This window comes from Pseudomonas sp. PLMAX (genome assembly GCF_046042685.1).
GTDB lineage: Bacteria > Pseudomonadota > Gammaproteobacteria > Pseudomonadales > Pseudomonadaceae > Aquipseudomonas > Aquipseudomonas putida_AE.
In genome coordinates this window covers 713,522-739,147 of the sequence record NZ_CP064949.1, presented here as the reverse complement: position 1 = coordinate 739,147, position 25,626 = coordinate 713,522, and the positions used below count along the sequence as shown (strand labels likewise).

Genomic DNA, 25,626 nt, shown 5'->3' with positions numbered 1-25,626 from the left:
AGGTTGACAAAGCCGCCTTGAAGGCCAGAAAAAACACCTGGTCAAAAAACAACCATAGCGCTGCAAGCCACGTATTCAAAGGCGTTCAGCCAGCTACTCCCACGTTATTCACAGCCAGTTCCACAGCAAACGGGGACAAGTCAAAACCGTGACAAAACAACTATTTGCAGCGGCTTTATGTCGCGCTTTCGGAGGTCCTCAATTTTGTTTTCCACAATTTCCCTTTACCTCACACCGCCGCTCTTGTAGGAGCTGCCGAAGGCTGCGATCTTTTGATCTTGATCTTTAAAAACAAGATCAAAAGATCGCAGCCTCGTTGCACGAGACAGCTCCTACAGGATTTGCGCGGGCGAAAAAAAACGCCCTGGTTTCGTCAGGGCGTTTTTATTGGACGCTAAGGCCTAGTGCCCGCCGAGATACGCGTTACGCACATCCTCATTGACCAACAGCTCCTTGCCGGTACCGGTCATGCGAATCTCGCCATTGACCATCACATAGGCCCGGTCCGACAGCCGCAGCGCGTGGTTGGCGTTCTGCTCGACCAGGAAAATGGTCATGCCGGTCTTGGCCAGTTCCCGCAGGGTCGCGAAGATCTGCTTGACCACGATGGGTGCCAGCCCGAGGCTCGGCTCATCGAGCAAGAGCAATTTCGGCCGGCTCATCAGGGCCCGGGCGATGGCCAGCATCTGCTGCTCGCCACCGGACATGGTCATCGCACGCTGGGTGCGCCGCTCTTCGAGCCGCGGGAACAGCTGGAACATGCGCTGCATGTCTTCCTTGGCGTACTTGTCACCGATAGGGATGGTGCCCATCAGCAGGTTTTCCTCGACGGTCATGTCGGGGAACACCCGCCGCCCTTCCGGCGACTGTGCGATGCCGTTGGAGGCGATGTAGTGCGATGATTTGTGGGTGATGTCCACGCCCTGGTAGAGGATCTGCCCGTCCGCCGCCCGCGGCTGACCGAAGATCGACATCAGCAGGGTCGACTTGCCGGCACCATTGGAGCCGATCAGGCTGACGGTTTCCCCTTCGTTGATGTGCAGCGAGACGTTCTTCAGGGCCTGGATCGGCCCGTAGAACACATCCAGGTCCTTGAGTTCGAGGATGGGTTGGCTCATACCACCTCCTCTTCATCGGCGCCGAGGTAGGCGGCAATCACTTTCGGGTCGTTGCGGATGTCGTCGGGACCGCCCTCGGCGATGACGACGCCGTGGTCCAGCACCACGATGTGGTCGGAAATACTCATTACCATGCCCATGTCGTGTTCGATCAGCACCACGGTCAGATCGTGCTCGTCGCGCAGCAGCCGGATCATCGCGCTCAGCGCTTCGGTTTCCTGAGGGTTGAGGCCGGCGGCCGGTTCGTCGAGGCAGATGATCTGCGGACGGGTGCACATGGCCCGGGCGATTTCCAGGCGGCGTTGCTGGCCGTAGGACAGTTCACCGGCCAGGCGGTTGGCGCAGTCCACCAGGTCCACCACTTCCAGCCAGTAGAAGGCGTGGTCCAGCGCATCGCTTTCGGCCTTGCGGTAGCCCTTGGTATTGAGGATGCCGGCCAGCATGTTGCGGTTGACCCACATGTGCTGGGCCACCAGCAGGTTTTCCAGCACCGACATTTCCTTGAACAGGCGAATGTTCTGGAAGGTCCGCGCCAGGCCCGCCCGGTTCACCAGGTGGGTGCCGCCGAACATTTTGTAGCGCAGCCGGGTGATGAAGTTTTTTGGCGAGACGAAATCGGTCGGCTTGAACGATTCGCCCAGCAACTGGATGACGTTGGTCCGCTGCCCGCGTACGTTGAGTTCGATCTTGCCGCCGGAGGCCTTGTAGAAACCGGTCAGACAGTTGAACACCGTGGTCTTGCCGGCACCGTTGGGGCCGATCAGGGCGAAGATCGAGTTGCGCTTGACCTTCAGGCTCACATCATTCAACGCCTTGATGCCGCCGAAGTGCATCATCAGCTTCTCTACGGAGAGTACGACTTCGCTCATGGCGCTACTCCTTTACGCGGGGTCACACCGGTACGGCTGATCCGAATCAGGCCACGCGGTCTCCAGATCATCATCAACACCATCAGGATGCCGAACAGCAGCACGCGGTATTCGGCGAAGCCACGCAGCAGTTCCGGGGCCACGGTCAGGACGAAGGCCGCAATGACGACGCCTATGGTCGAACCCATGCCGCCGAGGACCACAATGGCGAGGATCAGGGCCGATTCGAAGAAGGTGAACGAGGTCGGGTTGACGAAGCCCTGGTAGGTGGCGAAGAACACGCCGGCCAGGCCCGCCGTCGATGCGCCGATGGTGAAGGCCGAGAGCTTGACCAGCACGTGGTTCAGGCCCATGGAGCGGCAGGCGATTTCGTCTTCACGCAGGGCTTCCCAGGCGCGACCAACCGGCATCTTGACCAGACGATGCTTGATGTACAGCACGGCCAGTACCACCAGGAACAACACTGCGTAGATGAAGTAGTACTTCACGTCCGGGTTGTAGGCGATGCCGAAGAACTCATGGAACGGCACGCCGCCATCCTTCGCGCGCTTGCCGAATTCCAGGCCGAAGAAGGTCGGCAGGGGTGCCGGCATGCCGTTCGGGCCGCCGGTCAGGGACAGCCAGTTGTTGAGGACCAAGCGGATGATTTCACCAAAACCCAGGGTCACGATCGCCAGGTAGTCACCGTGCAGGCGCAGTACCGGGAAACCGAGGATGCAACCAGCCAGCCCGGCGGCGATCGCCGCCAGCGGCAGCACCGTCCAGAAGCCCAACCCCAGGTACTGATAACCGAGCGCCAGGCCGTAGGCACCGATGGCGTAGAACGCCACGTAACCCAGGTCGAGCAGGCCGGCCAGGCCGACCACGATGTTCAGCCCCAGGCCCAGCAGCACGTAGATCAGCCCGAGGATGACCACGCCCAGCAGGTAGGAGTTGGAGAAAAACGGGAACACCACGGCGAGGACGATCATCAGCGGGATGATCCAGCGCAACCGCGACTTGTAGTCGGGTGCCAGTACATGCACCCCGGAACCGGTGCTTTCAAAACCTTCGAGGATGCTCAAGCCCTTGGGGGTCTGCAGGAACATGCTCAAGGCAAAACGACCGGCCATGACGATGGCGACAATCCACGCCACGCGGCTGGTTTCCAGGTTGAAGCCATAGCCATCGAGGACAACCCCGACAATCGGCCCGAACACGATCAGGGCGATCAGGCCGGCAAGAATCGCGTCAACCAGACTTTTCTTGAGATCAATGGTTTTTTTAGTGGTTGAGGACATCGCTTACACCTTCGACACAAGAGGACGGCCGAGCAGGCCTTGGGGCCGAAAGACCAGAACGAGAACCAGCAGCGAGAAGCTGAAAACGTCTTTGTAGTCCGAGTTCACCAGGCCCGAGAACAGCGACTCGGAAATCCCGAGGATGATCCCGCCGAGCATGGCGCCTGGCAGTGAACCAATGCCGCCGAGCACCGCGGCGGTGAACGCCTTGATGCCGATGATGAAGCCGGCATAGAAGTCGAACGTGCCGTAGTTCATGGTGATCAGCACGCCGGCCAGGGCTGCCATCGCTGCACCGATGATGAACACATAGGAAATCACCCGGTCGGTGTTGATCCCCAGGATCGAAGCCATCTTGCGGTCTTGCTGGGTCGCACGGCACATGCGGCCGAGCTTGGTGTACTTGATGATGTAGGTCAGCGCGGCCATCCCGACAAACGCGGCGACCAGAATGAACACCTTGGTGTAGGTCAACTGCACAAAACCTGTGCCGACCTCGACACGCCAGGCCCCCGTGAGCAACGTGGGAACGCCCTGTTGCTTGGCGCCCTGGGCGATCTGCGCATAGTTTTGCAGGATCAGCGAGATACCGATGGCGCTGATCAGCGGTGCCAGTCGGGTGGAGTTACGCAGGGGTTTGTAGGCGACGCGCTCGATGACCCAGCCATACACCGCCGTGACGACGATGGTGAAGATCAGGGTGCCGAGCATCAGCAGAGGGAAGGATTCAATCCCGAAATATGCCAGCAGAGCCAGACTGATTGCCGCGAGGTAAGCGGAAATCATGTAAACCTCGCCGTGGGCGAAGTTGATCATGCCGATGATGCCATAGACCATTGTGTAGCCGATGGCGATCAGGCCATAGACCGACCCGAGGGTGAGGCCGTTGACCAGTTGCTGCAGGAAAATACCATCCATAACGCAATCTCACGCAATGAGAACCTGCACATGTGGCTGTGCGGTTCCTCTAAGGAAAATACAGATTTACGTCGGAGCAATGTCAATCACGATCAGGCTGGAGACCACGTCCCCCTGTAGGAGCTGGCTTGCCAGCGAAAGCAGTGTTCCAGCCAACATTGATGTCGACTGAACGGGCGCCTTCGCGGGCAAGCCCGCTCCTACAAAGGATCAGTGGGGTTCAGCTGATCGGGTCAGCCCTTACTTCTGTTTTTCCAGCTGGTGGTATTTGCCATCCTTGTCCCACTGGTAAACCACGTAGTCGGAGACTTTCAGGTCGCCCTTGCTGTCCCAGGTCTTATCGCCCATGACGGTCTTGACCGTGTTCTTCTTCAGCCACGCAGCCGCTTCTTCGCCCTTGTTGGACTTGGCGCCGTTGAAGGCCGCCGCGAGGGTCTGGACCGAAGCGTAGGCGTACAGGGTGTAGCCTTCAGGCTCGGTACCGGCCTTGCGGAAGGCGTCTACCACGGTCTTGCTGTCTGGCAGCAGGCGTGGGTCGGCACCGAAGGTCATCAGCACGCCGTCGACGAATTGCGGACCGCCAGCGGTGGTCACCAGCTCGTCGGTCACGATGCCGTCGTCGGACATGAACTTGACGTCTTTCAGGCCTTGTTCACGCAGTTGGCGAACCAGAGGACCGGCTTCCGGGTGCAGGCCACCGAAGTAGACGACGTCGGCGCCGGCACCGCGGATCTTGGTCACGATGGTGCTGAAGTCTTTCTCGCCACGGGTCAGGCCTTCGTACAGCACTGGCGTTACGCCGCGCTTGACCAGCTGGGCCTTGGTGGCATCAGCCAGGCCTTGGCCGTAGGTGTCCTTGTCATGCAGCACGACAACCTTCTTGCCCTTGAGCACGTCGACGATGTAGTCGCCGGCCACGATGCCTTGCTGGTCGTCACGACCGCACATGCGGAACATGGCGCTCAGGCCGCGTTCGGTTACCTGTGGGTTGGTGGAACCTGGAGTGATTGCGATGATGCCTGCTTCGTCGTAGATCTCGGAAGCCGGGATGGTCGACGAGGAGCAGAAGTGACCGACCACGCCGGCGACTTTCTGGTTGGTCAGGTCTTTGGCGACCGTCACAGCCTGTTTAGGTTCGCAGGCGTCATCGCCCTTGACCAGTACGATTTTTTCCCCGTTGACGCCGCCCGCTGCGTTCACCGCATCGGCTGCTGCCTGTGCACCCTTCATGTACTGCTCGCCAAATGCCGCGTTGGCGCCCGTCATGGGTCCCGCTACGCCGATCTTGATGTCGGCCTGAGCAAACGCAGAAACACCCAACGCAGCTGCCACTGCGAGGGCCAGAAAACCTTTCTTGTAAAACGTCTGGGACATGAGGTGGTGCTCCATGGTTTTTTTAATTGGCACTGCGACTTCACTGACTGCTCAGAGCAAGGGCCGTGCCATCGGTTTTTTATTCTGAAAAAAGTCGCTGCTTTATTATTATTTCGACTGTCTCGGGCCCATTTTCATTGGGCGTGCAACCGTCTAAACCGCGGAAGGTAAAACCATTATTTTTTTGAGGCGCAACCCGCCTGCGCCATCATTGCAACCGCGGCACTAAACGACGTGCAACCAGCCTGTAACAACGTGCGTCACCGAAGTGCACACTACCGGTGCGGGACTGCTACAACCCGCACCATTACAGGCTAGCCGCTGATCGAAAAAGCGCCGCTTTCGACTACAAAAATCAACATTCAGATCACGATCCGCAAGCACTGGCCCGCGTGATACAGCGAAAATCCCGCCTCGTACAGACAGCTGCGCAACCCCACCCCGGCCAATGGCTGCATGGGCGCGAAGGGAATCGGTAGCGCTTGAGGATTTCCGTTACACAAGTAATCGGCAAAGGCCTTGCCGACCACCGTCCCCGTGGTCACGCCCCGGCCGTTGTAACCGGTGACTGCCACTAAACCGGGCGCAGGTTCGAACAGGCGCATCAGATGATCGGGGGTAAAGGCGATGCAACCGGTCCAGGTGCACTCCCATTCCACCGGTTTGAGGTAGGGGAAGTAATGCTGCTGCACCCGATCGGCCCAGGCCTTGAGAAACCAGGCCGGCTTCTGGTTGCCATTGCCGAGACTGCCGAGCAGCAGGCGCCCGTCTTTGTCCCGGCGGATACTGCTGAGCACCTGGCGGGTGTCCCAGGACCCCTGGCCACCGGGCAGGATTTGTTGCGCGGCGTCTTCGGTCAGAGGCACCGAGGCCACCTGATAGTAATAACCGGGGAAGAAATTGCGCCGCAACTCGGTCCAGTCGCCTTCGGTGTAGGCGTTGGAAGCGATCACCACCTGTTCGGCCAGGACGGAACCCTGCGCGGTTTGCACCGACCAGCGCTGTCCCTGGCGTTCGAGGCGGGTGACCGGGGAATGATCGAACAACTGACCGCCCAGGCCGATGGCCGCCTTGGCCAATCCCGTTGTGTAGGCCATTGGGTTGAGCGTGCCGGCACGGCGATCGAGCAATGCCGCGGCAATTTTTTTGGTCCCCGTCGCTTGCTCGCAAGCTTGCCCGGTCAGCAGCTCGACGGGCGCGCCACGGCGTTTCCATTGTTCTTCACGACTGCGCAAGTCAGCTTCGCCACGGGCGTTGTGCGCCATGTGCAGCGTGCCTTCGCGGCGCAATTGGCAATCGATGTTGTACTTGTCCACAAGGCTGAACACCAGGGATGGCGCCGCCCCCAGCATGCGGTTGAGCTGGCTGCCCACCGCTTCGCCAAACCCGGCTTCGATCTCGTCCGGTGGAATCCACATACCGGCATTGACCAGCCCGACGTTGCGCCCCGAGCCGCCATGCCCGGCGCGATGGGCTTCGAGCACACACACTGTCTTGCCCTGTTCCAGCAGATGCACCGCCGCCGACAGCCCGGTAAAACCGGCGCCTATGACGCAGACATCGACTTTCACTTCACCCTTGAGCGCCGTATTGTCGGGCCTTTGTGGCGTCAATTTTTCCCACAGACACTCTTCGCGTAACGGCATTGCCAGACTCCAACAGAAACCTAACCAACACACAAATCAGTGTGGGAGCGGGCTTGCTCGCGAAAGCGGTATGTCAGCCACCAATAATGTCGACTGACAGATTGCATTCGCGAGCAAGCCCGCTCCCACAGGGGGATCATTGTTTGACTCGAGATTCAGTCAAACGTAATCCCCTGCGCCAACGGCAGCTCCAACGAGTAGTTCACGGTATTGGTCTGCCGGCGCATGTACCCGCGCCAAGCATCCGAGCCCGACTCACGACCACCACCGGTCTCTTTCTCGCCACCAAAGGCACCACCGATTTCCGCCCCGCTCGGGCCGATGTTGACGTTGGCGATGCCGCAGTCACTGCCCACTGCCGACATGAACTGCTCGGCTTCACGCACGTCGGTGGTGAAGATGCACGACGACAGGCCTTGCGGCACGGCGTTGTTCAAGCGAAGGGCTTCGTTGAAATCGCTGTAGCCGACCACGTACAGGATCGGTGCGAAGGTTTCATGGCAGACCACATCGCTCTGCTCCGGCATTTCGACGATGGCCGGCGAAACGTAGTAGGCATTGGGGAATTTGTCTTCCAGCTGACGCTTGCCGCCGAACACCCGGCCGCCTTCGCTCAGGGCCTGCTCCAGCGCGTCCTGCATGTTGTCGAAGCTTTGCTTGTCGATCAGCGGACCGATCAGGTTGCCTTCCAGCGGATGGCCGATGCGCACCTTGGAGTAGGCGGCCTTGAGGCGGGTGACGATTTCTTCTTTCACCGACTCGTGGGCGATCAGGCGACGCAGCGTGGTGCAGCGCTGGCCGGCAGTGCCGACGGCGCTGAACAGAATCGCGCGAACGGCCATGTCCAGATCGGCGCTTGGTCCGAGGATCATCGCGTTGTTGCCGCCCAATTCGAGGATGCTGCGAGCGAAACGCGCAGCGATTTTCGGTGCCACTTCACGGCCCATTCGGGTGCTGCCCGTGGCGCTGACCAGTGCGACACGCGGGTCATCGACCAGGGCTTCGCCGGCATCGCGGCCGCCAATGATGACCTGGCTCAGGCCCGCCGGTGCATCGCTGAAGTTCTTCAGCACGCGGTCGAACAGCGCCTGGCAGGCCAGTGCGGTCAGCGGAGTCTTTTCCGACGGTTTCCAGATCACCGGGTTGCCGCAGACCAGCGCCAGGGCAGCGTTCCAGGCCCAGACCGCAACCGGGAAGTTGAAGGCGCTGATCACGCCGACGACGCCCAGCGGGTGCCAGGTTTCACGCATATGGTGGCCAGGACGCTCGGAGGCGATGGTCAAGCCGTACAGTTGACGGGACAGGCCGACGGCGAAGTCGCAGATGTCGATCATTTCCTGAACTTCACCCAGGCCTTCCTGGGTGATCTTGCCCGCTTCCCAGGACACCAGCTCGCCGAGATCGGCCTTGTATTCGCGCAGGATGTCACCCAGTTGACGCACCAGCTCGCCGCGACGGGGTGCCGGAACCTTGCGCCACAGTTCGAATGCATGATCTGCACGACTGATGTGCTGCTCGACTTCAGCGGCACCTTCCCAGTTGACGGTGGCAAGGGTGCTGCCATCGATCGGCGAATGCACCGGCACCTTGCCGTTCTGGTACAGGGCCGGGTTTACACCAAGACGATCAAGCAATGCGGCAACCATGGGTCACTCCTCAAGCAAAAAACGGAACGTGTGCAGCCGCCGAATCACGACTGATCAGACCTGTAGTTTTAGCGCTCCCGAGGTTACTCAACAAACGACCATTAAGAGAGATATCATTCCGTTTATTCATGCTGTGCATTGCTGGCAATAAAGAGACAAGCAAAAAGGATCGCCCATGCTGAACAAACGCTATTTGCCCTCGATCGCTGCGCTGCAGTGTTTCGAGGCCGTGACCCGCCACCTGAGCTTCACCCGGGCCGCGGAAGAGCTGAACCTGACCCAGAGCGCCGTCAGTAAACAGGTGGCGCAACTGGAAGAGCTGTTGCAGCACCTGCTGTTTCGCCGGGTTCGCCGACGCCTGCAAATGACGCCAGCCGGTGATCTGTACCTGGTGGAAGTACGAAAAATCCTCACCCAGGTCGAGATGTCGACCCATTACCTGCGTTCCTACGGCGGTGAAACCGAAGTCCTGCGCGTCTCCACACCCTCGACCTTCGGCGCACGCTGGCTGGTGCCTCGCCTCAAGGGTTGGCGCCTGCGTCATCCGTCGATCCATCTGGACCTGTGCAACGAACAGGAAGCCGACGACCTGCTGCAAGGGCGCAGCGACCTGGCGTTCTACTTCGGCCAAGGTTCACGCCCCGGTACCGAATGCCTGAAACTGTTCAGCGAAGAGCTGGTGCCCGTGTGTGCGCCAGGCAGCCTGCCCGACACGCCGTTCACCGACCCGACGCAACTCACCGACCTGGTCCTGCTGCAAAACGCCTCCCGCCCCCAGGCCTGGCACGATTGGTTCGACAGTCAGGGCTACCACACCGAACACAGCTACCACGGCCCGCGTTTTGAAACTTTCTATATGTGCATCCGCGCGGCGCAGGTCGGCTGCGGCGTGGCGCTGCTGCCAAGATTCCTGGTGGAAGAGGAACTGGCCGACGGCAAACTGGTCATTCCCTGGCAGCATGCAATGCCCAGCACCGACGCCTATTACCTGGCATACCCGGAACATTCGGCGGAAGTGCCCAAGGTGCGCGATTTCGTGAAGTGGATGCTGGAGCAGGTTGATAGCCCGGAAATTTAGCGTTGCACGCCATCCCTGTGGGAGCGAGCTTGCTCGCGATGACGTCATTACATTCAACACTTTAATTGACTGTCAGTCCGCTATCGCGAGCAAGCTCGCTCCCACTGGGATCCGATGCAGACTAAAAAATTACTGGCAATCCCTATCACCGTTATGCGCCACTAGCCTTATTCCATGTGGAGAACCCCCGTTATGAGCGAGAGTGTGTTTGCCGATCGCATCGTGCAGAACCTGCTCGACACCGACTTCTACAAACTGACGATGATGCAGGCGGTGCTGCACAACTACCCGAACGTAGAAGTCGAATGGGAGTTTCGTTGCCGTAACAGCGAGGATTTGCGCCCCTATCTGGCGGAGATCCGTTTCCAGATCGAACGGCTGGCCGAGCTGAGCCTGAGCGCCGACCAATTGGGTTTTCTGGAGCACATCAGCTTCCTCAAGCCGGATTTCCTGCGTTTTCTCGGGCTGTTTCGCTTCAACCTGCGCTACCTCCACACCGGTATCGAAAATGGTGAACTGTTCATCCGCCTGCGTGGTCCGTGGTTGCATGTGATCCTCTTCGAAGTGCCGATATTGGCGATCGTCAGCGAAGTGCGTAACCGCTATCGCTATCGGGAAATCGTCCTGGAGCAGGCCCGCGAGCAGCTCTATCGCAAGTTCGACTGGCTGACCGCCAACGCCAGCGGCGACGAATTGTCCGAGTTTCAGGTAGCCGACTTCGGCACGCGCCGACGCTTTTCGTACCGGGTGCAGGAAGAGGTTGTGAACGTGCTCAAGCACGACTTCCCCGGGCGCTTCGTCGGCACCAGCAACGTGCACCTGTCCCGGGAGTTGGACATGAAGCCGCTGGGCACAATGGCCCACGAATGGATCATGGCCCACCAGCAACTCGGCCCGCGGCTGATCGACAGCCAGATTGCCGCCCTCGATTGCTGGGTCCGCGAATACCGCGGCCTGCTGGGGATCGCCCTGACCGACTGCATTACCCTCGATGCCTTCCTCGGCGACTTCGACCTGTTTTTCGCCAAGCTCTTCGACGGTTTGCGCCACGATTCCGGTGATCCGGTGCTCTGGGCAGAGAAGGCCATTGCGCACTACCACAGGCTCGGCATCGACCCGATGAGCAAGACCCTGACCTTCTCCGACAGCCTGACGCTGCCCGGGGCACTGGAAATATTCCGCGCGCTGCGGGGTCGTATCAATGTCAGCTTCGGCATCGGCACCAACCTGACCTGTGACATTCCAGGTGTCGAACCCATGAGCATCGTGCTTAAAATGACCGCCTGCAACGGCGCGCCGGTGGCAAAGATCTCCGACGAGCCCGGCAAGACTCATTGCAAAGACCCGAATTTCGTCGCCTATTTGCGACACGTTTTCCAAGTTCCTGCCCCCTCTAGCAAGGAGTGAATTCATGCAAGCCGTACAGCGTGAGATTGCTGAACAGCTCAAGGTACAACCGCCGTTCGCCGACGAAGCCGCCCTCGAAGCGGAAGTCGCAAGGCGGATTACCTTCATACAGGATTGCCTGGTCAATTCCGGGCTCAAGACCCTGGTGCTGGGCATCAGTGGCGGTGTCGACTCACTGACCGCCGGCCTGCTGGCCCAACGCGCCATGCGTGAATTGCGCGAGCGTAGCGGTGACGACAGTTACAAGTTCATCGCCGTGCGCCTGCCGTACGAAACCCAGTTCGATGAACATGACGCCCAGGCCTCGGTGGACTTCATCAAACCGGACGAGCGCCACACGGTGAACATCGGCCCGGCAGTCAAATCCCTGGCCAACGAAGTCGCGGCGTTCGAAGGCAAGCACGCGGTGTCGGTGGATTTCGTGCTCGGCAACACCAAGGCGCGCATGCGCATGGTCGCCCAGTACACCATCGCGGGTGCAGCCCATGGCCTGGTGATCGGCACCGATCATGCGGCGGAAGCGGTGATGGGTTTCTTCACCAAGTTTGGTGACGGCGCCTGCGATTTGGCACCGTTGAGCGGCCTGGTGAAAAACCAGGTCCGCGCCATCGCCCGCAGCTTCGGTGCGCCGGAATCGCTGGTGGAGAAAATCCCGACGGCCGACCTCGAAGACCTGTCACCGGGCAAACCAGATGAAGCGTCCCATGGCGTGACCTATGCCGAGATTGACGCCTTCCTGCACGGTGAGCCGGTGCGTGAGGAAGCGTTCAAGATCATCGTCGATACGTACAACAAGACTCATCACAAGCGGGTGATGCCGTTTGCGCCGTAAGCTGCCGACACCTGTAGGAGCTGTCGAGTGAAACGAGGCTGCGATCTTTTGACTTTGTTCAAGAGCAAGATCAAAAGATCGCAGCCTTCGGCAGCTCCTACAAGTACAAAAAAAGCGTCCCAGGTGGACGCTTTTTTTGTACGCATTTCGATTACTTCAGGGTAACCGTACCTTTCATCATCGAGATGTGGCCTGGGAACGAGCAGAAGAAACCGTATTTTTCATTGGCATCGAGCTTCGACACATCGAAGGTCACAGAATCGGTTTCCTTGGCGCCGATGACCTTGGTGTGGGCGATAACGCGCGCGTCACCTTCCTTCAGGTAGTTCTTGTCGATGCCCGCGCTCAGGCCGTCGGTGGCGATCGGCTGCATGTCGGCTTCTTTGCTCAACACCCAGTTATGGCCCATGACGTTCTTCGGCAGATTGCCGGAGTGAGTCAGCTTGACGGTAAAGGTCTTGCAGCTCTTGTCGATTTCCATGGCCTTGGTGCTGAAGGACATTTGATCGGTGGAATCAATGGTGGTCTCGCACTCGGCAGCCATCAATTGGCTGCTGGCCAGTGTCAGCAGGGATACCGCAACAAGTTTGGCAAACATGGTGAATCTCCAAGGCAGGGTGAATGAAAAATGCGAATGAACAGAAGACTGCCTGAAAACTTCGCAAGTTCCTATGACCTGAAGCAAAAATTGTATACAACTTTCGGGCTATGAGACCGATCGAGACAATCTACCAGCCAGGCGTCTGCCCCGGCCCTATCATCAGACCGTCCTCATCTGTCGGAGCGTCTGTCATGTCCATCAACAGCCTGTTGTGCAGCTTGCTCGCCGCCTATGCCTGCGGTGCCAGCGGAACCTGCGAAACGCCCAGGCGCGAAGTTTAGCCCTTGGAGCGCAGCGCGCCTGCCTTTACTCTGTGGCCCTGATCGACCCTGGAGTAAGGCATGTCTCTAGCATCCGTTTGTGTATTCTGCGGCGCCAGCACTGGCACCAACCCGGCTTATCGTGAAGCAGCCGTGGCCCTTGGCCAGGCGTTGGCCGAACGTAAGCTGACCCTGGTCTACGGCGGTGGCGCCGTGGGGCTGATGGGCATTGTTGCCGACGCGGCATTGGCGGCCGGCGGCGAAGTGATCGGCATCATCCCGCAGAGCCTCAAGGACAAGGAAATCGGCCACAGCGGCCTGACCCGCCTGGAAGTGGTCGACGGCATGCATGCACGCAAGGCACGGATGGCCGAACTTAGCGATGCCTTCATCGCTCTGCCCGGCGGCCTGGGCACCCTGGAAGAATTGTTCGAAGTCTGGACCTGGGGCCAATTGGGCTACCACGGCAAACCGCTGGGTTTGCTGGAAGTGAATGGTTTTTACAGCAAACTCACCGGTTTTCTCGATCACATCGTCGGCGAAGGCTTCGTTCGCGCAGCACACCGTGACATGCTGCAGGTGAGCGAATCGCCGCAGACGCTGCTCGACGCCCTCGATCGCTGGCAGCCGACCGTACCGCCCAAGTGGGTCGAGCAAAAACCCGACTAACGACTTGGCACCGATACAGGGCAGAATACGCGCCGCTCAAACCTCACCTTCGACCCCAGAGGATCGCCCATGGCCAAACCCAATTACTCCTTCGCCAAACGTCAGAGAGACCTGGCCAAGGAACAGAAGAAAGAGGAAAAACTTCAGCGCAAGAAAGCAATGGCTGACGAAGCGGCACTGAACCCTGACGGTGAAGTCGCGGCAGATGACGATGTTGACGCACCGAAAGATCAGGCGCCAGACGCCTGAGTCCCTCCGGGCCGGATGATCTGATCAGGCCCACGGATCTGTGACCGGGGTTGGCAGCTTTGCTGTTGACCCCCGCTCCTACAATGGCATCACTGTGACGCGGACTTCCGGATCATGGTTGCCGCCCCCCAGAATGACCCCACGCAACGGCGACACATCGGAGAAATCCCGGCCCCAGGCCAGGGTGATGTGCTCCAGCGCCGGTTGTACATTGTTGGTCGGATCGAAATCCACCCATCCCGACACCGGGCAATACACCGACACCCAGGCATGGGAAGCATCGGCACCGATCAATCGCTGTTGGCCGGGTGGTGGCTGGGTCAGCAGGTAGCCGCTGATATAACGCGCGGCCAATCCACGGGAGCGCACGCATGCGAGCATCAGGTGAGCAAAGTCCTGGCAAACCCCACGCCGGCGTTCCAGCACTTCCACCAAAGGTGTCGCGACCTGCGTCGCTTCGGCATCGAAAGTAAACTCGCTGAAGATTTTCTCCATCAAGGCCTGGACGCCGAGCAACAGCGGCCTTCCTGCCGGAAAGCAGCTCTCGGAAAACTCGACGAAGTTGCGCTTCAGATGCACATAAGGGGATTCGAACCGGTATCGGCAGGCTTCGAGCATTTCGGGCGCAAGCGGCTGGCTGCTGTAGGTCAGCGCGCTGCGGGTGGCTTCCCACGCTGGGGACCGATTGAAGTCGACCAAAGGCCGGGGCAGCACTTCGATCGTCAGGCTGGCGTTGACCAGCAGTTCATCATGGGGACGTTCGAACGCCAGGCGGGTCAGCGGATTGCCGAACACATCCAGTTCATCGCGGCGCGACGTCGGGTCCGGGCTGATCTGCAGTTGCTGATCGGAGCAATGCTGCCACGCACAAGGCCTGGGCCACAGATGCGCCAGCTGCTGGGCCAGGGACACCGGGCTGTCGTAGTGATAATGGGTATCGTGGAAAATCTGGTAGCGAGCGCTCATCAGACGGACACCGTGCGCTGGCTGACATCATCAACGTGGGCAAAGTGACGCAAGGCCAGGCGATCCGAAACCTGCCCGCTGGCATCGGCGATTTCTTGCAGCAGATCGGCCAGCCCTTCGATGGCGGCGCGCACGCTGGTGGCGCCAAACAACGGGTTCTCCAGGCAGGCCAGGTCGAAACGCGCCAGACGCTCCACCAACTGCGCCAGGCCCGCCTCGCGAGGGGTACCAAAATCGTCGCACAGGTGCTTGAGCGTGCGGGTCACCAATTTCAACTGGAACAGTACCGCATGCGGGTTTTGCTCATCGAGCAACAACAGGTCGAGCACCGGGATCAATTGCGCCACCGCGAGGTACCGCGAACGATAGGTGATGCTGCTGTTGCCCAGCTCCAGCAACCATTCCAGCCCCGCCTGATCGAAAGCCCCGGCGCCGCGCAGGAACGCCGCCAGGCTGCCACTGAGAAACTGCAGGCGCTCGATGCGCCGGCCGATCATCAGGAATCGCCAGCCCTCGTCCCGGGTCATGTCGTCCAGGGCAAAACCGGACAGTGCCGCCAGGGACATCACCAGCCGGTTGAGGAAGTCCAGCAGCTCACCGAAGTCCGGCTCCTCGGTCTCGAGTTCCATCGCTTCGCGTTGCAACTCCACCAGCGCCTGCCAGTTTTCCCGCGAGAGCTTGCCCCGCACCTGAGAGGCCGCCCATTGCAAACGCTGCAGGTTGGAACGCAGGCTGAACGGCCAGTCAGCGCCGAGTATCGCGGCCAGCAACCGTTCGGGCAGTTCACCTTCATCGGGTAGCAGGTTCAGTCGCTCGCCAAGATCAACCGCGGCGTCCAGGGCCTGTGGGTCATCGCCGTCGACATACCGCGCCAGCATGATGCGCAGCAACCGTGCACTGTCATCGCAGCGTTCGCAGTAGCGGCCGAACCAGAACAGGTTTTCCACGACCCGTGAGGGCAGATACGGATCGCGACGCACCAGATCATGCACGCCGATGTTGCGTTGGGTTTTCCACTGTTCGCCGCTGGGTGGGCGATTCCCCAGCACCCAGGTGTCTTTGCTTGCGCCGCCGCGCTGCATCGACACCACTTCGGCATCCGCCTCGGCGGCCACACGGGTCAACCCACCGGGCAACACCCGATAACCTTCGCGACTGGCCACCGCATACACACGCATGCCGATGGCCCGGGGTTGCAATTGCCCATCCTCGGCCTGCCAGACAGGCGCCTGTGACAGCTGGGCAAGTTCTTGCGCAACATAAGCATAAGGGCGCGCCTGCATGCGCTCGGCGAGCTCATCGCGCTGTAATTCACTCAAATCCCTACCAAACACCGGTGCAAAGCTCTGGGACGGAAATGCTGGCTTTATCAGCAGTTCCGGCAGTTTTTCCAGGGCCTGGGCCAGCACCGGCGCTTCACCGCACCACCAGGTGGCAATGGACGGCAGGATCAGCTCTTCGCCAAACAGGAATTGATTGATCTTCGGCAGGAAACCCAGCAAGCCCGGCGATTCCAGCACCCCGCTGCCGAGGGCGTTGGCCACCAGCACCCGCCCCTGCCGCACGGCCTCAAGCAGACCCGGTACGCCCAAGGCGGAGTCGGTGCGCAATTCCAGCGGGTCGCAGAAGTCGTCATCGAGCCGGCGCATGATCGCGTGGACCCGACGCAGGCCGCTCAGGGTCTTCAGGTAGACCGTGGCATCACGCACCGTCAGGTCGCCGCCCTCCACCAGCGGATAGCCGAGCTGCCGCGCCAGGTACAGGTGTTCGAAATAGCTTTCGTTGAAACGCCCCGGCGTCAGCAGGACCACCAGGGGCGCCTCTTCATCGCTGGGCGCCTGGCGGGCCAGGGTCTCCTGGAGGGTACGGAAAAATCCGGCCAGGTGCTGCACCTTCAGGTCACGGTATAACTCGGGAAAGGCCCGGGACACGATAGTGCGGTTTTCCAGGGCGTAGCCAGCTCCGGACGGCGCCTGAGTGCGGTCCGCCGTTACCCACCAGCGGCCATCGGGCGTACGCGCCAGATCCACGGCATACAGATGCAAAAAGGCGCCGTCAGGCGGCTGGATGCCCTGACAGGGCCAGAGGAAATTGTTGTGGCCAAAGACCAGCTCGGTCGGCAGCAGACCTTCGGCGATCAAGCGCTGCGGACCATAGAGATCGGCCAGCACGGCATTGAGCAAGCGCGCACGCTGGGCGATGCCGGCGGACAATTGCTCCCACTCATCGGCGGCAATCACATGGGGCAGCAAGTCCAGCTCCCAGGGTCGATCGGCGCCCTTGGGATCGGCATAGACATTATAGGTGACGCCGTTTTCCTGGATCTGCCGGGCCAACAGCGCCTGACGCTGCACCAACTGCGCGGGCGTGCTGCGCTGCAACTGGTCGAACAGCCGACGCCAGTGCGGCCGTACGGCCCCGCTGTCGTCGAGCAATTCGTGATAGGTGCCCGCCGTCAGCGGGTAGCGGTCTAGCAGGTCTGGCATGGAAAGCTCGGCAGACAGCAATGAACGGTCAGACTAACGCACGCTCATGACACCCGGATAGACGAAAAATCCGGGCGTCGCGTACGAATTAGAAACGTCGCAAATCGAGTGTCATCGGCAGCTCGTCGTTAATTTCCATATTCGGTATCGGAAGTTTCCCCGGCGTGTGTCCGATACGGAAAAAACGCGCCATTCGCCGACTCTCGGCTTCATTGGCGTTGACGGGCAAGGTCTCGTAATTGCGCCCGCCCGGATGGGCGACGTGGTACTGGCAACCGCCCAGCGAACGGCCCATCCAGGTGTCGAGCAGGTCGAACACCAGCGGCGCATGGACCGGGATGGTCGGCTGCAGACAGTTGGCCGGTTGCCAGGCACGGAAGCGCACCCCGGCGACGAACTCGCCGACCCGCCCGGTGGGCTGCAACGGCACAGGTATGCCGTTGCAGGTCAGCAGGTAGCGTTGCGGCGGCAGTCCGCTGAGCTTGACCTGCAGGCGCTCAAGGGACGAGTCCACGTAACGCACCGTGCCACCGACCGCGCCCTCCTCGCCCAGCACATGCCACGGCTCAAGGGCCTGGCGCAGTTCCAGCTCGATGCCATTGACGGCGTAGTCGCCGACCTTGGGAAAGCGGAATTGCAGGTGCGCCGCAAACCACTCTGCCCGCACCTGATAACCGGCGGCATTGAGATCGACGATAACGTCGGCGAAATCCTGGTCGATAAAGTGCGGCAACAGGAACCGGTCATGCAGCTCCGTGCCCCAGCGCGCCAGTTTTGGTGGTGCATATGGCTCGCGCCAGAACCGTGCGACCAACGCCCGCAGCAATAGCTGCTGGGCCAGGCTCATGCGTGCATGGGGCGGCATTTCAAAGGCCCGCAACTCCAGCAAGCCCAGGCGACCGGTCGCGCCATCCGGCGAATAGAGTTTGTCGATGCAGAACTCGGCGCGATGGGTATTGCCGGTCACGTCGATCAACAGGTTGCGCAGCAATCGATCCACCAGCCAGGGCGCGCACTCCTCGCCCACGGGCATCTGGGCGAAGGCAATTTCCAGTTCATACAAGGCGTCGTTGCGTGCTTCGTCGATACGCGGGGCCTGGGAGGTGGGCCCGATGAACAGCCCGGAAAACAGGTAGGATAGCGACGGATGGTTATGCCAGTAGCTGATCAGGCTGCGCAACAAATCCGGACGCCGCAGAAACGGTGAGTCAGCCGGTGTCGCGCCCCCCAGTACGAAGTGGTTACCCCCACCGGTGCCGGTATGCCGGCCGTCGATCATGAATTTCTCGGTGGTGAGCCGGGTCTGGCGCGCTTCCTCATATAGAAACTCGGTGCGTTCAACCAGTTCGTCCCAGGTCGCGGAGGGCTGCACGTTGACTTCGATCACGCCCGGATCAGGGGTGATGCGAAAGTTGCTCAGGCGCGGATCGCTCGGCGGCTCGTAACCTTCCAGCAACACCGGGCAATGCAGCTCCTCGGCGGTGGCTTCGATGGCAGCGACGAGTTCCAGATAGTCTTCGACCCGCTCCAGCGGCGGCAGGAACAGGTACAACCGGCCTTCCCGCGCTTCGGCGCAGAACGCGGTGCGGGTCAGCCAGTCGGCGGACTCATCGATCTTCGGTGGCCGATCTTCAATCAGCGCCGCCGTGCCCTGGCGCTGCAGTTGCCCGGTGTCAGGCAGCGGCGGGAAATCCTGGTTCGGATCGTTGGGGTGAATGAACGGATACTCCGCCGCCTTCACCCACGGTTGTGAACCCAGTGGCAGGCGATACCCCAGCGGCGAGTCCCCCGGCACCAGCCGGCAGTGCTCGTCACGCAGATACCAGCGCCCGCTTTGCCATTGATCGCCCTTGGCGGTGCGCGCGAGCGGCAGGACCTGGCCAATCACCTTGTCCAGGCCCTGGCTGAAGACTTTGCGCAACCGCGCGCGCTCCAGGGGCTCCTCGAGTCGCGAGTCTTCGGCGCTGACGTTCTGCGGCAAAGTGCCTTCGCGCCAGAGGTAATAGAAATTGTCTTCGTAGGCGGGAAACACAAAGCGTGTCGGAATTTTTAACCGCTCGGCGACACTCGCCAGGAAACGCCCGGCCAGTTCGCCATTGGCGCCATAATCCTGCTGCTCGTCGGCGATCAGCGCGCTGTTGTGCCAGATCGGCACACCGTCGCGGCGCCAATAGCAATTGAGCGACCAGCGTGGCAGTTGCTCGCCGGGGTACCACTTGCCCTGGCCAAAATGCACCAGGCCTTGGGGGGCATAACGTTTACGCATGCGCTGGAACAGTTCGGCGGACAGCTGGCGCTTGGTCGGCCCCAGTGCCGCGGTGTTCCACTCGGCGCCGTCCGGGTCATCGATGGACACGAACGTCGGCTCACCGCCCATGGTCAGGCGCACATCGCCCGCCAACAGGTCGGCGTCGATCTGCCGGCCAAGGGCCTGGATCGCCTGCCACTGCTCTTCGGTGTAAGGCTTGGTGACCCGCGGAGCTTCCCAGATCCGTTCCACCGACATTTCGTGGCTGAATTCGCACTCGCAGGGCTCCACCAAGCCACTGATCGGTGCCGCAGAGGACGGATCGGGACTACAGGCCAATGGTATGTGTCCTTCACCGGCAAACAGCCCCGAGGTCGCATCCAGGCCGATCCAGCCGGCACCGGGCAGATACACCTCGCACCAGGCGTGCAGGTCGGTGAAATCCACGTCGGTCCCGGAAGGGCCATCGAGGCTTTTCAGGTCGGCGGTCAGTTGAATCAGGTAACCCGACACGAAACGCGCGGCCAATCCCAGGTTGCGCAGCAGTTGTACCAGCAGCCATGCCGAATCGCGGCAGGAGCCGGAAGCCTGCTCCAGGGTGTGCTCGGGCGTTTGCACTCCCGGCTCCATGCGGATCAGGTAGTTGATGTCTTCGCTCAGGCGCTGGTTGAGCGCGACGAGGAAATCCACGGCCGGCAAAGGTGTGCGGTCGATGCCGTCCAGGTAGGCCTGGAACTTTGGCGTCAGGGGCAGGGTTTCCAGGTACGGGGCCAATTCCTTGCGCTCGTCGCTGGCGTAGGCGAATGGGATCTTTTCGGCGTAGGGCTCGAGGAAAAAGTCGAACGGATTGAACACCGCCATTTCCGCCAGCAGATCGACTTCGATGCGTAGCTCGTCGGTTTTCTCAGGGAACACCAACCGCGCCAGGTAATTACCCTGTGGGTCCTGCTGCCAGTTGATGAAATGCTGTTCGGGCGAGACTTTCAGCGCATAGGAGAGTATCCGCGTGCGACTGTGGGCGGCCGGACGCAGGCGAACAATCTGCGGACCCAGCTCGACAGCGCGGTCATAGCGATAATGTGTGACGTGATGCAATGCGACATGAATCGACACGGCGTGCCTCCTGCGAGCCCTAAGCGTATTGGAAAGCGCGCAAGACTTATGCCATCGCGCAGTGCTGGCGCTTTCTCCCGTTGCAGGAGGCAGTACAGCACCAAAATCGGGCGATGCGGGAAATTGGTTTGAGAGAGTTGCACGTAAATGTGGCGATCGGGGTAGTCACCCTGCTTCAGCGTTGGCTGTACCAGCCTCTTCGCGAGCAAGCCCGCTCCCACAATGTTTGAGGTTGCCTGCGATTATGTGTTCGCAACAGAACCTGTGGGAGCGGGCTTGCTCGCGAAGAGGCCAGTCGCCCCGACACATTTCAGGGATCAGTGCAGTACGCAATGCAAAACGCCAACCCGAAGGTTGGCGTTTTGTTCAACTCAAGCGCGGCTTAGCGCGGCACAACCGGCTTGCGCGCAGGCTTGGGCCCTTTGCCTTTGGCCGCTTCCTTGCGCTCCTTGGCCGCCTGCTGGTTGCGGGCGAATGCCGCCGCCTTGGCTTGCTCACGCTTGTCCCACGGGTTGCCGCCATCGCTGGCGCGTGGTGGCAGACCGGTGTGCTGGGTCAGGATCTTGGTGGTCTTTTCCCCTGCAACCTTGTGGCTGCCGGCCGGCGTCGAGTTCTTGCGACGGGCGCTCTGGTAGCTGTCGGTGGACGGCTGGTGCAGCGGGATCAACTGGTTCTTGCCCGGCCCGATCAGGTCGGCGCGGCCCATGCGGGTCAATGCTTCACGCAGCATCGGCCAGCCCTTCGGGTCGTGATAACGCAGGAACGCCTTGTGCAGACGGCGCTGCTCTTCGCTCTTGACGATGGTCACCGCGTCGCTCTTGTAGGTAACCTTGCGCAGCGGGTTCTTGCCCGAGTGGTACATCGCGGTGGCGGTGGCCATCGGCGACGGGTAGAACGCCTGTACCTGGTCGGCACGGAAACCGTTGCCCTTGAGCCACAGCGCCAGGTTCATCATGTCTTCGTCGGTGGTGCCCGGATGGGCAGCGATGAAGTACGGAATCAGGTACTGCTCCTTGCCTGCTTCCTTGGAGTACTTCTCGAACATGCGCTTGAACTTGTCATAGCTGCCGATGCCCGGTTTCATCATCTGGTTGAGCGGACCTTCCTCGGTGTGTTCCGGGGCGATCTTCAGGTAACCACCGACGTGGTGGGTCACCAGCTCTTTAACGTATTCCGGCGACTCGACCGCGAGGTCATAGCGCAGGCCGGAGGCAATCAGGATCTTCTTCACACCTGGCAATTCACGGGCGCTGCGGTACAGCTTGATCAGGGCAGAGTGGTCGGTGTTCAGGTTCGGGCAGATGCCAGGGAACACGCACGATGGCTTGCGGCACGCGGATTCGATTTCCGGGGTCTTGCAGGCGATGCGATACATGTTCGCGGTCGGGCCACCCAGGTCGGAAATCACGCCGGTAAAACCGGGGACCTTGTCGCGAATTTCTTCGATCTCGCGAATGATCGATTCGTGGGAACGGTTCTGGATGATCCGGCCTTCGTGCTCGGTGATCGAGCAGAAGGTGCAGCCACCGAAGCAGCCACGCATGATGTTCACCGAGAAACGGATCATGTCGTAGGCCGGGATCTTCTCCTTGCCGTACGCCGGGTGCGGAATACGGGCGTAAGGCATGCCGAACACGTAGTCCATTTCTTCAGTGGTCATCGGAATCGGTGGCGGGTTGAACCAGACATCGACTTCGCCGTGCTTCTGGACCAGGGCACGGGCGTTGCCCGGGTTGGTTTCCAGGTGCAGCACGCGGTTGGCGTGGGCGTAGAGCACCGCGTCGTTGCGGACCTTTTCCACCGAAGGCAGGCGGATCACCGTCTTGTCGCGGGTCATCTTCGGGCTTGCCAGGATCTGCACGACCTTGGCTTCCTGCGGGTCTTCAACTGGACCCTTTTCCTGCTCGATGGCGCAGGCCTGGGTGTCCTGGGTGTTGACGTACGGGTTGATGATCTTGTCGATCTTGCCCGGACGGTCGATGCGCGTGGAGTCGACTTCGTACCAGTCTTTTGGCGTGTCACGACGGATGAACGCGGTGCCGCGCACGTCGGTGATGTCTTCGATCTTGTGACCGTAGGACAAGCGCTGGGCGACTTCGACGATCGCACGCTCGGCGTTGCCGTAGAGCAGGATGTCGGCGCAGGCGTCGATCAGGATCGAGTTGCGCACCCGGTCCTGCCAGTAATCGTAGTGGGCGATGCGGCGCAGGGACGCTTCGATGCCGCCAAGAACGATCGGCACGTTTTTGTAAGCTTCCTTGCAGCGCTGGCTGTACACCAGGCTCGCGCGGTCCGGACGTTTGCCCGCCATACCACCCGGGGTGTAGGCGTCATCGGAACGGATTTTCTTGTCGGCGGTGTAGCGGTTGATCATCGAGTCCATGTTGCCGGCCGCGACACCGAAGAACAGGTTCGGCTCGCCGAGCTTCATGAAGTCGTCTTTGGACTGCCAGTTCGGCTGGGCAATGATGCCGACGCGGAAGCCCTGGGACTCCAGCAGCCGGCCGATGATCGCCATGCCGAACGACGGGTGATCGACGTACGCATCACCGGTGACGATGATGATGTCGCAGGAATCCCAGCCAAGCTGATCCATCTCCTCCCTGCTCATGGGCAGGAATGGCGCTGGCCCGAAACATTCGGCCCAGTACTTGGGATAGTCAAATAACGGCTTGGCTGCTTGCATGTCGATAACCGGTGTTGGCTTTCATTGAATTTCGCGGGCGCGGAATATAGCACAAATTTTGACCAATTCCGACGGCTGTGGTCGGAAATTACGTCGCCCCTATCGCGAGCAAGCTTGCTCCTACAGGTAGGACGCGCCCCCTGCAGGAGCTGGCTTGCCAGCGATGGGCCCCTTTCAGGACGCCATAAAACTTATTCGTCGTCGTCGAAGTTATAGCTACCCGGCGCCAGGTTCTCGAACCGCGTGTACTTACCGATAAAGGCCAGGCGAATAAAGCCGATCGGCCCGTTCCGCTGCTTGCCGATGATGATCTCGGCAATGCCCTTGTGCTCGGTCTCGGGGTGATACACCTCGTCGCGATACACGAACATGATCACGTCGGCGTCCTGCTCGATCGCTCCGGATTCGCGCAAGTCGGAGTTCACCGGGCGCTTGTTCGGGCGTTGTTCCAGGGAACGGTTGAGCTGGGACAGTGCCACCACCGGGCAGTTGAATTCCTTGGCCAGGGCTTTCAGGGACCGGGAGATCTCGGAAATCTCGTTGGTTCGGTTGTCACCGCTGGAGCCCGGGATCTGCATCAGCTGCAGATAGTCGATCATGATCAGGCCGACTTCGCCATGCTCACGCACCAGACGCCGGGTCCGCGCACGCATTTCCGACGGACTGATGCCCGCGGTATCGTCGATGAACAGCTTGCGATCGTTGAGCAGGTTGACCGCCGAGGTCAGGCGTGGCCAATCGTCGTCTTCCAGCTGACCGGAACGGACCTTGGTCTGGTCGATACGCCCCAGGGACGACAGCATACGCATGATCAGCGATTCGCCTGGCATCTCCAGCGAGTAAACCAGAACCGCCTTCTCGCTGCGCAACACGGCGTTTTCCACCAGGTTCATGGCAAAGGTGGTCTTACCCATGGACGGACGGCCGGCGACGATGATCAAGTCGGCCGGCTGCAGGCCGCTGGTCTTCTCGTCGAGGTCGGTATAGCCAGTGGACAGGCCGGTGATGGCGTTGTCGGTGTTGAACAGGGTGTCGATGCGGTCGATGGCCTTGGTCAACAGGTCATTCACACCCACAGGGCCACCGGTTTTCGGCCGGGCCTCGGCGATCTGGAAGATCTGCCGCTCGGCCTCGTCGAGAATCTCGGCGGCGGTGCGGCCTTCCGGGTTGAACGCGCTGTCGGCGATTTCGGTGCTGATGCCGATCAGCTGGCGCAAGGTGGCCCGCTCACGAACGATCTGCGCATAGGCCTTGATGTTGGCGACCGATGGCGTGTTTTTCGCCAGTTCGCCCAGGTAACCAAGGCCGCCGACCTGGGACGTCTGGCCTTCCTTGTCCAGTTGCTCGGACAGGGTCACGACGTCGATCGGCATGTTCTGATCGGCCAGCTTGGCGATCGCACGGAAGATCAGACGGTGGTCATGTCGATAGAAATCGCCGTCGGAGACTTGATCGAGCACGCGCTCCCAAGCGTTGTTGTCCAGCATCAGACCACCGAGTACAGCCTGTTCGGCTTCGATGGAATGCGGCGGCACCTTCAGCGCGGCGGTTTGCAGATCGTATTGCTCAGGAGCGGAAATTTCGTTCATGGCCACTTGGTTTGTTAAGGAAAAGCAGGGGTTTGAAAACAGGTGTTACCAGAAAGACAAAGGGCACGACCTGTGAACAGGATCGTGCCCGATGTTACCGGCAAGCACCCGAGGGTGCCAGCCGACAAGTGCTGCTTAAGCTGCTACCACGACAACGCGTACGGTGGCTTCAACTTCGGCGTGCAGGTGCACGGCTACGTCGAATTCACCTACGTTACGGATAGTGCCGTTCGGCAGACGAACTTCGCTTTTCGCTACTTCAACGCCGGAGGCGGTCAGTGCGTCAGCGATGTCGTGAGTACCGATCGAACCGAACAGCTTGCCTTCGTCGCCAGCGGTGGCAGTGATGGTCACTTCCAGCTCGGCCAGTTGGGCAGCGCGGCTTTCAGCCGACGATTTACGATCTGCTGCGGCTTTTTCCAGCTCGGCACGACGCTCTTCGAACGCAGCCAGGTTGGCTGGGGTCGCAGCGGTAGCTTTGCCGTAAGGCAGCAGGTAGTTACGACCGTAACCAGCCTTAACGTTCACTTTGTCACCCAGGTTGCCCAGGTTGGTGACTTTTTCCAGAAGGATCAGTTGCATGTGAAAATC

Annotated in this window: 19 protein-coding genes; 5 read left to right on the top strand and 14 right to left on the bottom strand. The window is 60.6% G+C overall.

All coding sequences use genetic code 11. The features are described 5' to 3' along the window. Positions 1-401: 401 nt before the first annotated feature. The 7 genes from DKB71_RS03305 to DKB71_RS03275 form a co-directional block, all read right to left on the bottom strand. On the bottom strand, positions 402-1,118 hold the full coding sequence (locus tag DKB71_RS03305; RefSeq protein WP_274076821.1) for an ABC transporter ATP-binding protein: 717 nt from the start codon (positions 1,116-1,118) through the stop codon (positions 402-404). Beyond that, positions 1,115-1,987: an ABC transporter ATP-binding protein gene (locus tag DKB71_RS03300; protein ID WP_274076820.1), complete on the bottom strand. Its 873-nt coding sequence runs from the start codon at positions 1,985-1,987 to the stop codon at positions 1,115-1,117. The genes DKB71_RS03305 and DKB71_RS03300 overlap by 4 nt, the downstream gene beginning before the upstream one ends. Then, a complete protein-coding gene (gene livM / locus DKB71_RS03295) occupies positions 1,984-3,267 on the bottom strand; it encodes a high-affinity branched-chain amino acid ABC transporter permease LivM (RefSeq protein WP_408599606.1) in 1,284 nt (427 codons plus the stop codon). The genes DKB71_RS03300 and livM overlap by 4 nt, the downstream gene beginning before the upstream one ends. A 3-nt stretch (positions 3,268-3,270) precedes the next feature. Then, the gene (locus tag DKB71_RS03290) at positions 3,271-4,185 is read right to left on the bottom strand and encodes an ABC transporter permease subunit (protein ID WP_046819754.1); all 915 of its coding nucleotides are present in this window, start codon (positions 4,183-4,185) and stop codon (positions 3,271-3,273) included. A gap of 240 nt (positions 4,186-4,425) precedes the next feature. After that, complete coding sequence (locus tag DKB71_RS03285) at positions 4,426-5,559, bottom strand: branched-chain amino acid ABC transporter substrate-binding protein (protein ID WP_274076818.1); 1,134 nt, start codon at positions 5,557-5,559, stop codon at positions 4,426-4,428. Positions 5,560-5,921: 362 nt separating this feature from the next. Next, positions 5,922-7,205, bottom strand: coding sequence for an FAD-binding oxidoreductase (locus DKB71_RS03280; protein ID WP_274076817.1), 1,284 nt, complete (start codon positions 7,203-7,205; stop codon positions 5,922-5,924). A 155-nt stretch (positions 7,206-7,360) separates the two neighbouring features. Further along, positions 7,361-8,851 (bottom strand): aldehyde dehydrogenase family protein, encoded by a 1,491-nt coding sequence (locus DKB71_RS03275; RefSeq protein WP_274076816.1) that lies wholly within the window; start codon positions 8,849-8,851, stop codon positions 7,361-7,363. Positions 8,852-9,026: 175 nt separating this feature from the next. Between DKB71_RS03275 and DKB71_RS03270 the strand changes: the two genes are divergently transcribed. From DKB71_RS03270 to nadE, 3 genes are all read left to right on the top strand, one after another. Continuing rightward, positions 9,027-9,929, top strand: coding sequence for a LysR family transcriptional regulator (locus tag DKB71_RS03270; RefSeq protein ID WP_274076815.1), 903 nt, complete (start codon positions 9,027-9,029; stop codon positions 9,927-9,929). Between the two features lie 192 nt (positions 9,930-10,121). Further along, positions 10,122-11,336 carry a nicotinate phosphoribosyltransferase gene (pncB, locus tag DKB71_RS03265; protein WP_408599605.1) on the top strand — a complete coding sequence of 405 codons (1,215 nt, stop codon included), beginning with the start codon at positions 10,122-10,124 and terminating at the stop codon, positions 11,334-11,336. A gap of 4 nt (positions 11,337-11,340) precedes the next feature. Then, positions 11,341-12,168 carry an ammonia-dependent NAD(+) synthetase gene (gene nadE, locus DKB71_RS03260; protein ID WP_274076813.1) on the top strand — a complete coding sequence of 276 codons (828 nt, stop codon included), beginning with the start codon at positions 11,341-11,343 and terminating at the stop codon, positions 12,166-12,168. A 151-nt stretch (positions 12,169-12,319) separates the two neighbouring features. Here nadE and azu read toward each other — a convergent pair whose 3' ends face one another. Then, a complete protein-coding gene (gene azu, locus DKB71_RS03255; protein ID WP_274076812.1) occupies positions 12,320-12,766 on the bottom strand; it encodes an azurin in 447 nt (148 codons plus the stop codon). A 344-nt stretch (positions 12,767-13,110) separates the two neighbouring features. Here azu and DKB71_RS03250 point away from each other — a divergent pair, with 344 nt between their 5' ends. After that, on the top strand, positions 13,111-13,698 hold the full coding sequence (locus DKB71_RS03250) for a TIGR00730 family Rossman fold protein (RefSeq protein WP_274076811.1): 588 nt from the start codon (positions 13,111-13,113) through the stop codon (positions 13,696-13,698). A gap of 69 nt (positions 13,699-13,767) precedes the next feature. Then, positions 13,768-13,947, top strand: a complete 180-nt coding sequence (locus DKB71_RS03245) for a hypothetical protein (protein ID WP_046819824.1) — start codon at positions 13,768-13,770, stop codon at positions 13,945-13,947. Positions 13,948-14,025: 78 nt separating this feature from the next. On the opposite strand, the gene DKB71_RS03240 is transcribed toward DKB71_RS03245, so the two are convergent. The 6 genes from DKB71_RS03240 to rplI all read right to left on the bottom strand — a co-directional run bounded on the left by DKB71_RS03240 (position 14,026) and on the right by rplI (position 25,617). Continuing rightward, entirely contained in the window at positions 14,026-14,913 is an 888-nt protein-coding gene (locus DKB71_RS03240; protein ID WP_408599604.1) for a transglutaminase N-terminal domain-containing protein, read from the bottom strand. Beyond that, positions 14,913-17,399, bottom strand: coding sequence for a circularly permuted type 2 ATP-grasp protein (locus DKB71_RS03235; protein ID WP_408599603.1), 2,487 nt, complete (start codon positions 17,397-17,399; stop codon positions 14,913-14,915). The genes DKB71_RS03240 and DKB71_RS03235 overlap by 1 nt, the downstream gene beginning before the upstream one ends. An 88-nt stretch (positions 17,400-17,487) precedes the next feature. Continuing rightward, positions 17,488-20,760 carry a DUF2126 domain-containing protein gene (locus DKB71_RS03230; protein ID WP_408599602.1) on the bottom strand — a complete coding sequence of 1,091 codons (3,273 nt, stop codon included), beginning with the start codon at positions 20,758-20,760 and terminating at the stop codon, positions 17,488-17,490. A 382-nt stretch (positions 20,761-21,142) separates the two neighbouring features. Next, positions 21,143-23,446 (bottom strand): YgiQ family radical SAM protein, encoded by a 2,304-nt coding sequence (locus DKB71_RS03225; protein WP_274076807.1) that lies wholly within the window; start codon positions 23,444-23,446, stop codon positions 21,143-21,145. A gap of 191 nt (positions 23,447-23,637) precedes the next feature. Beyond that, positions 23,638-25,035 carry a replicative DNA helicase gene (gene dnaB / locus DKB71_RS03220; protein ID WP_008058980.1) on the bottom strand — a complete coding sequence of 466 codons (1,398 nt, stop codon included), beginning with the start codon at positions 25,033-25,035 and terminating at the stop codon, positions 23,638-23,640. 135 nt (positions 25,036-25,170) lie between these two features. Next, positions 25,171-25,617 (bottom strand): 50S ribosomal protein L9, encoded by a 447-nt coding sequence (rplI, locus tag DKB71_RS03215; protein WP_008058981.1) that lies wholly within the window; start codon positions 25,615-25,617, stop codon positions 25,171-25,173. Positions 25,618-25,626 lie beyond the last annotated feature (9 nt).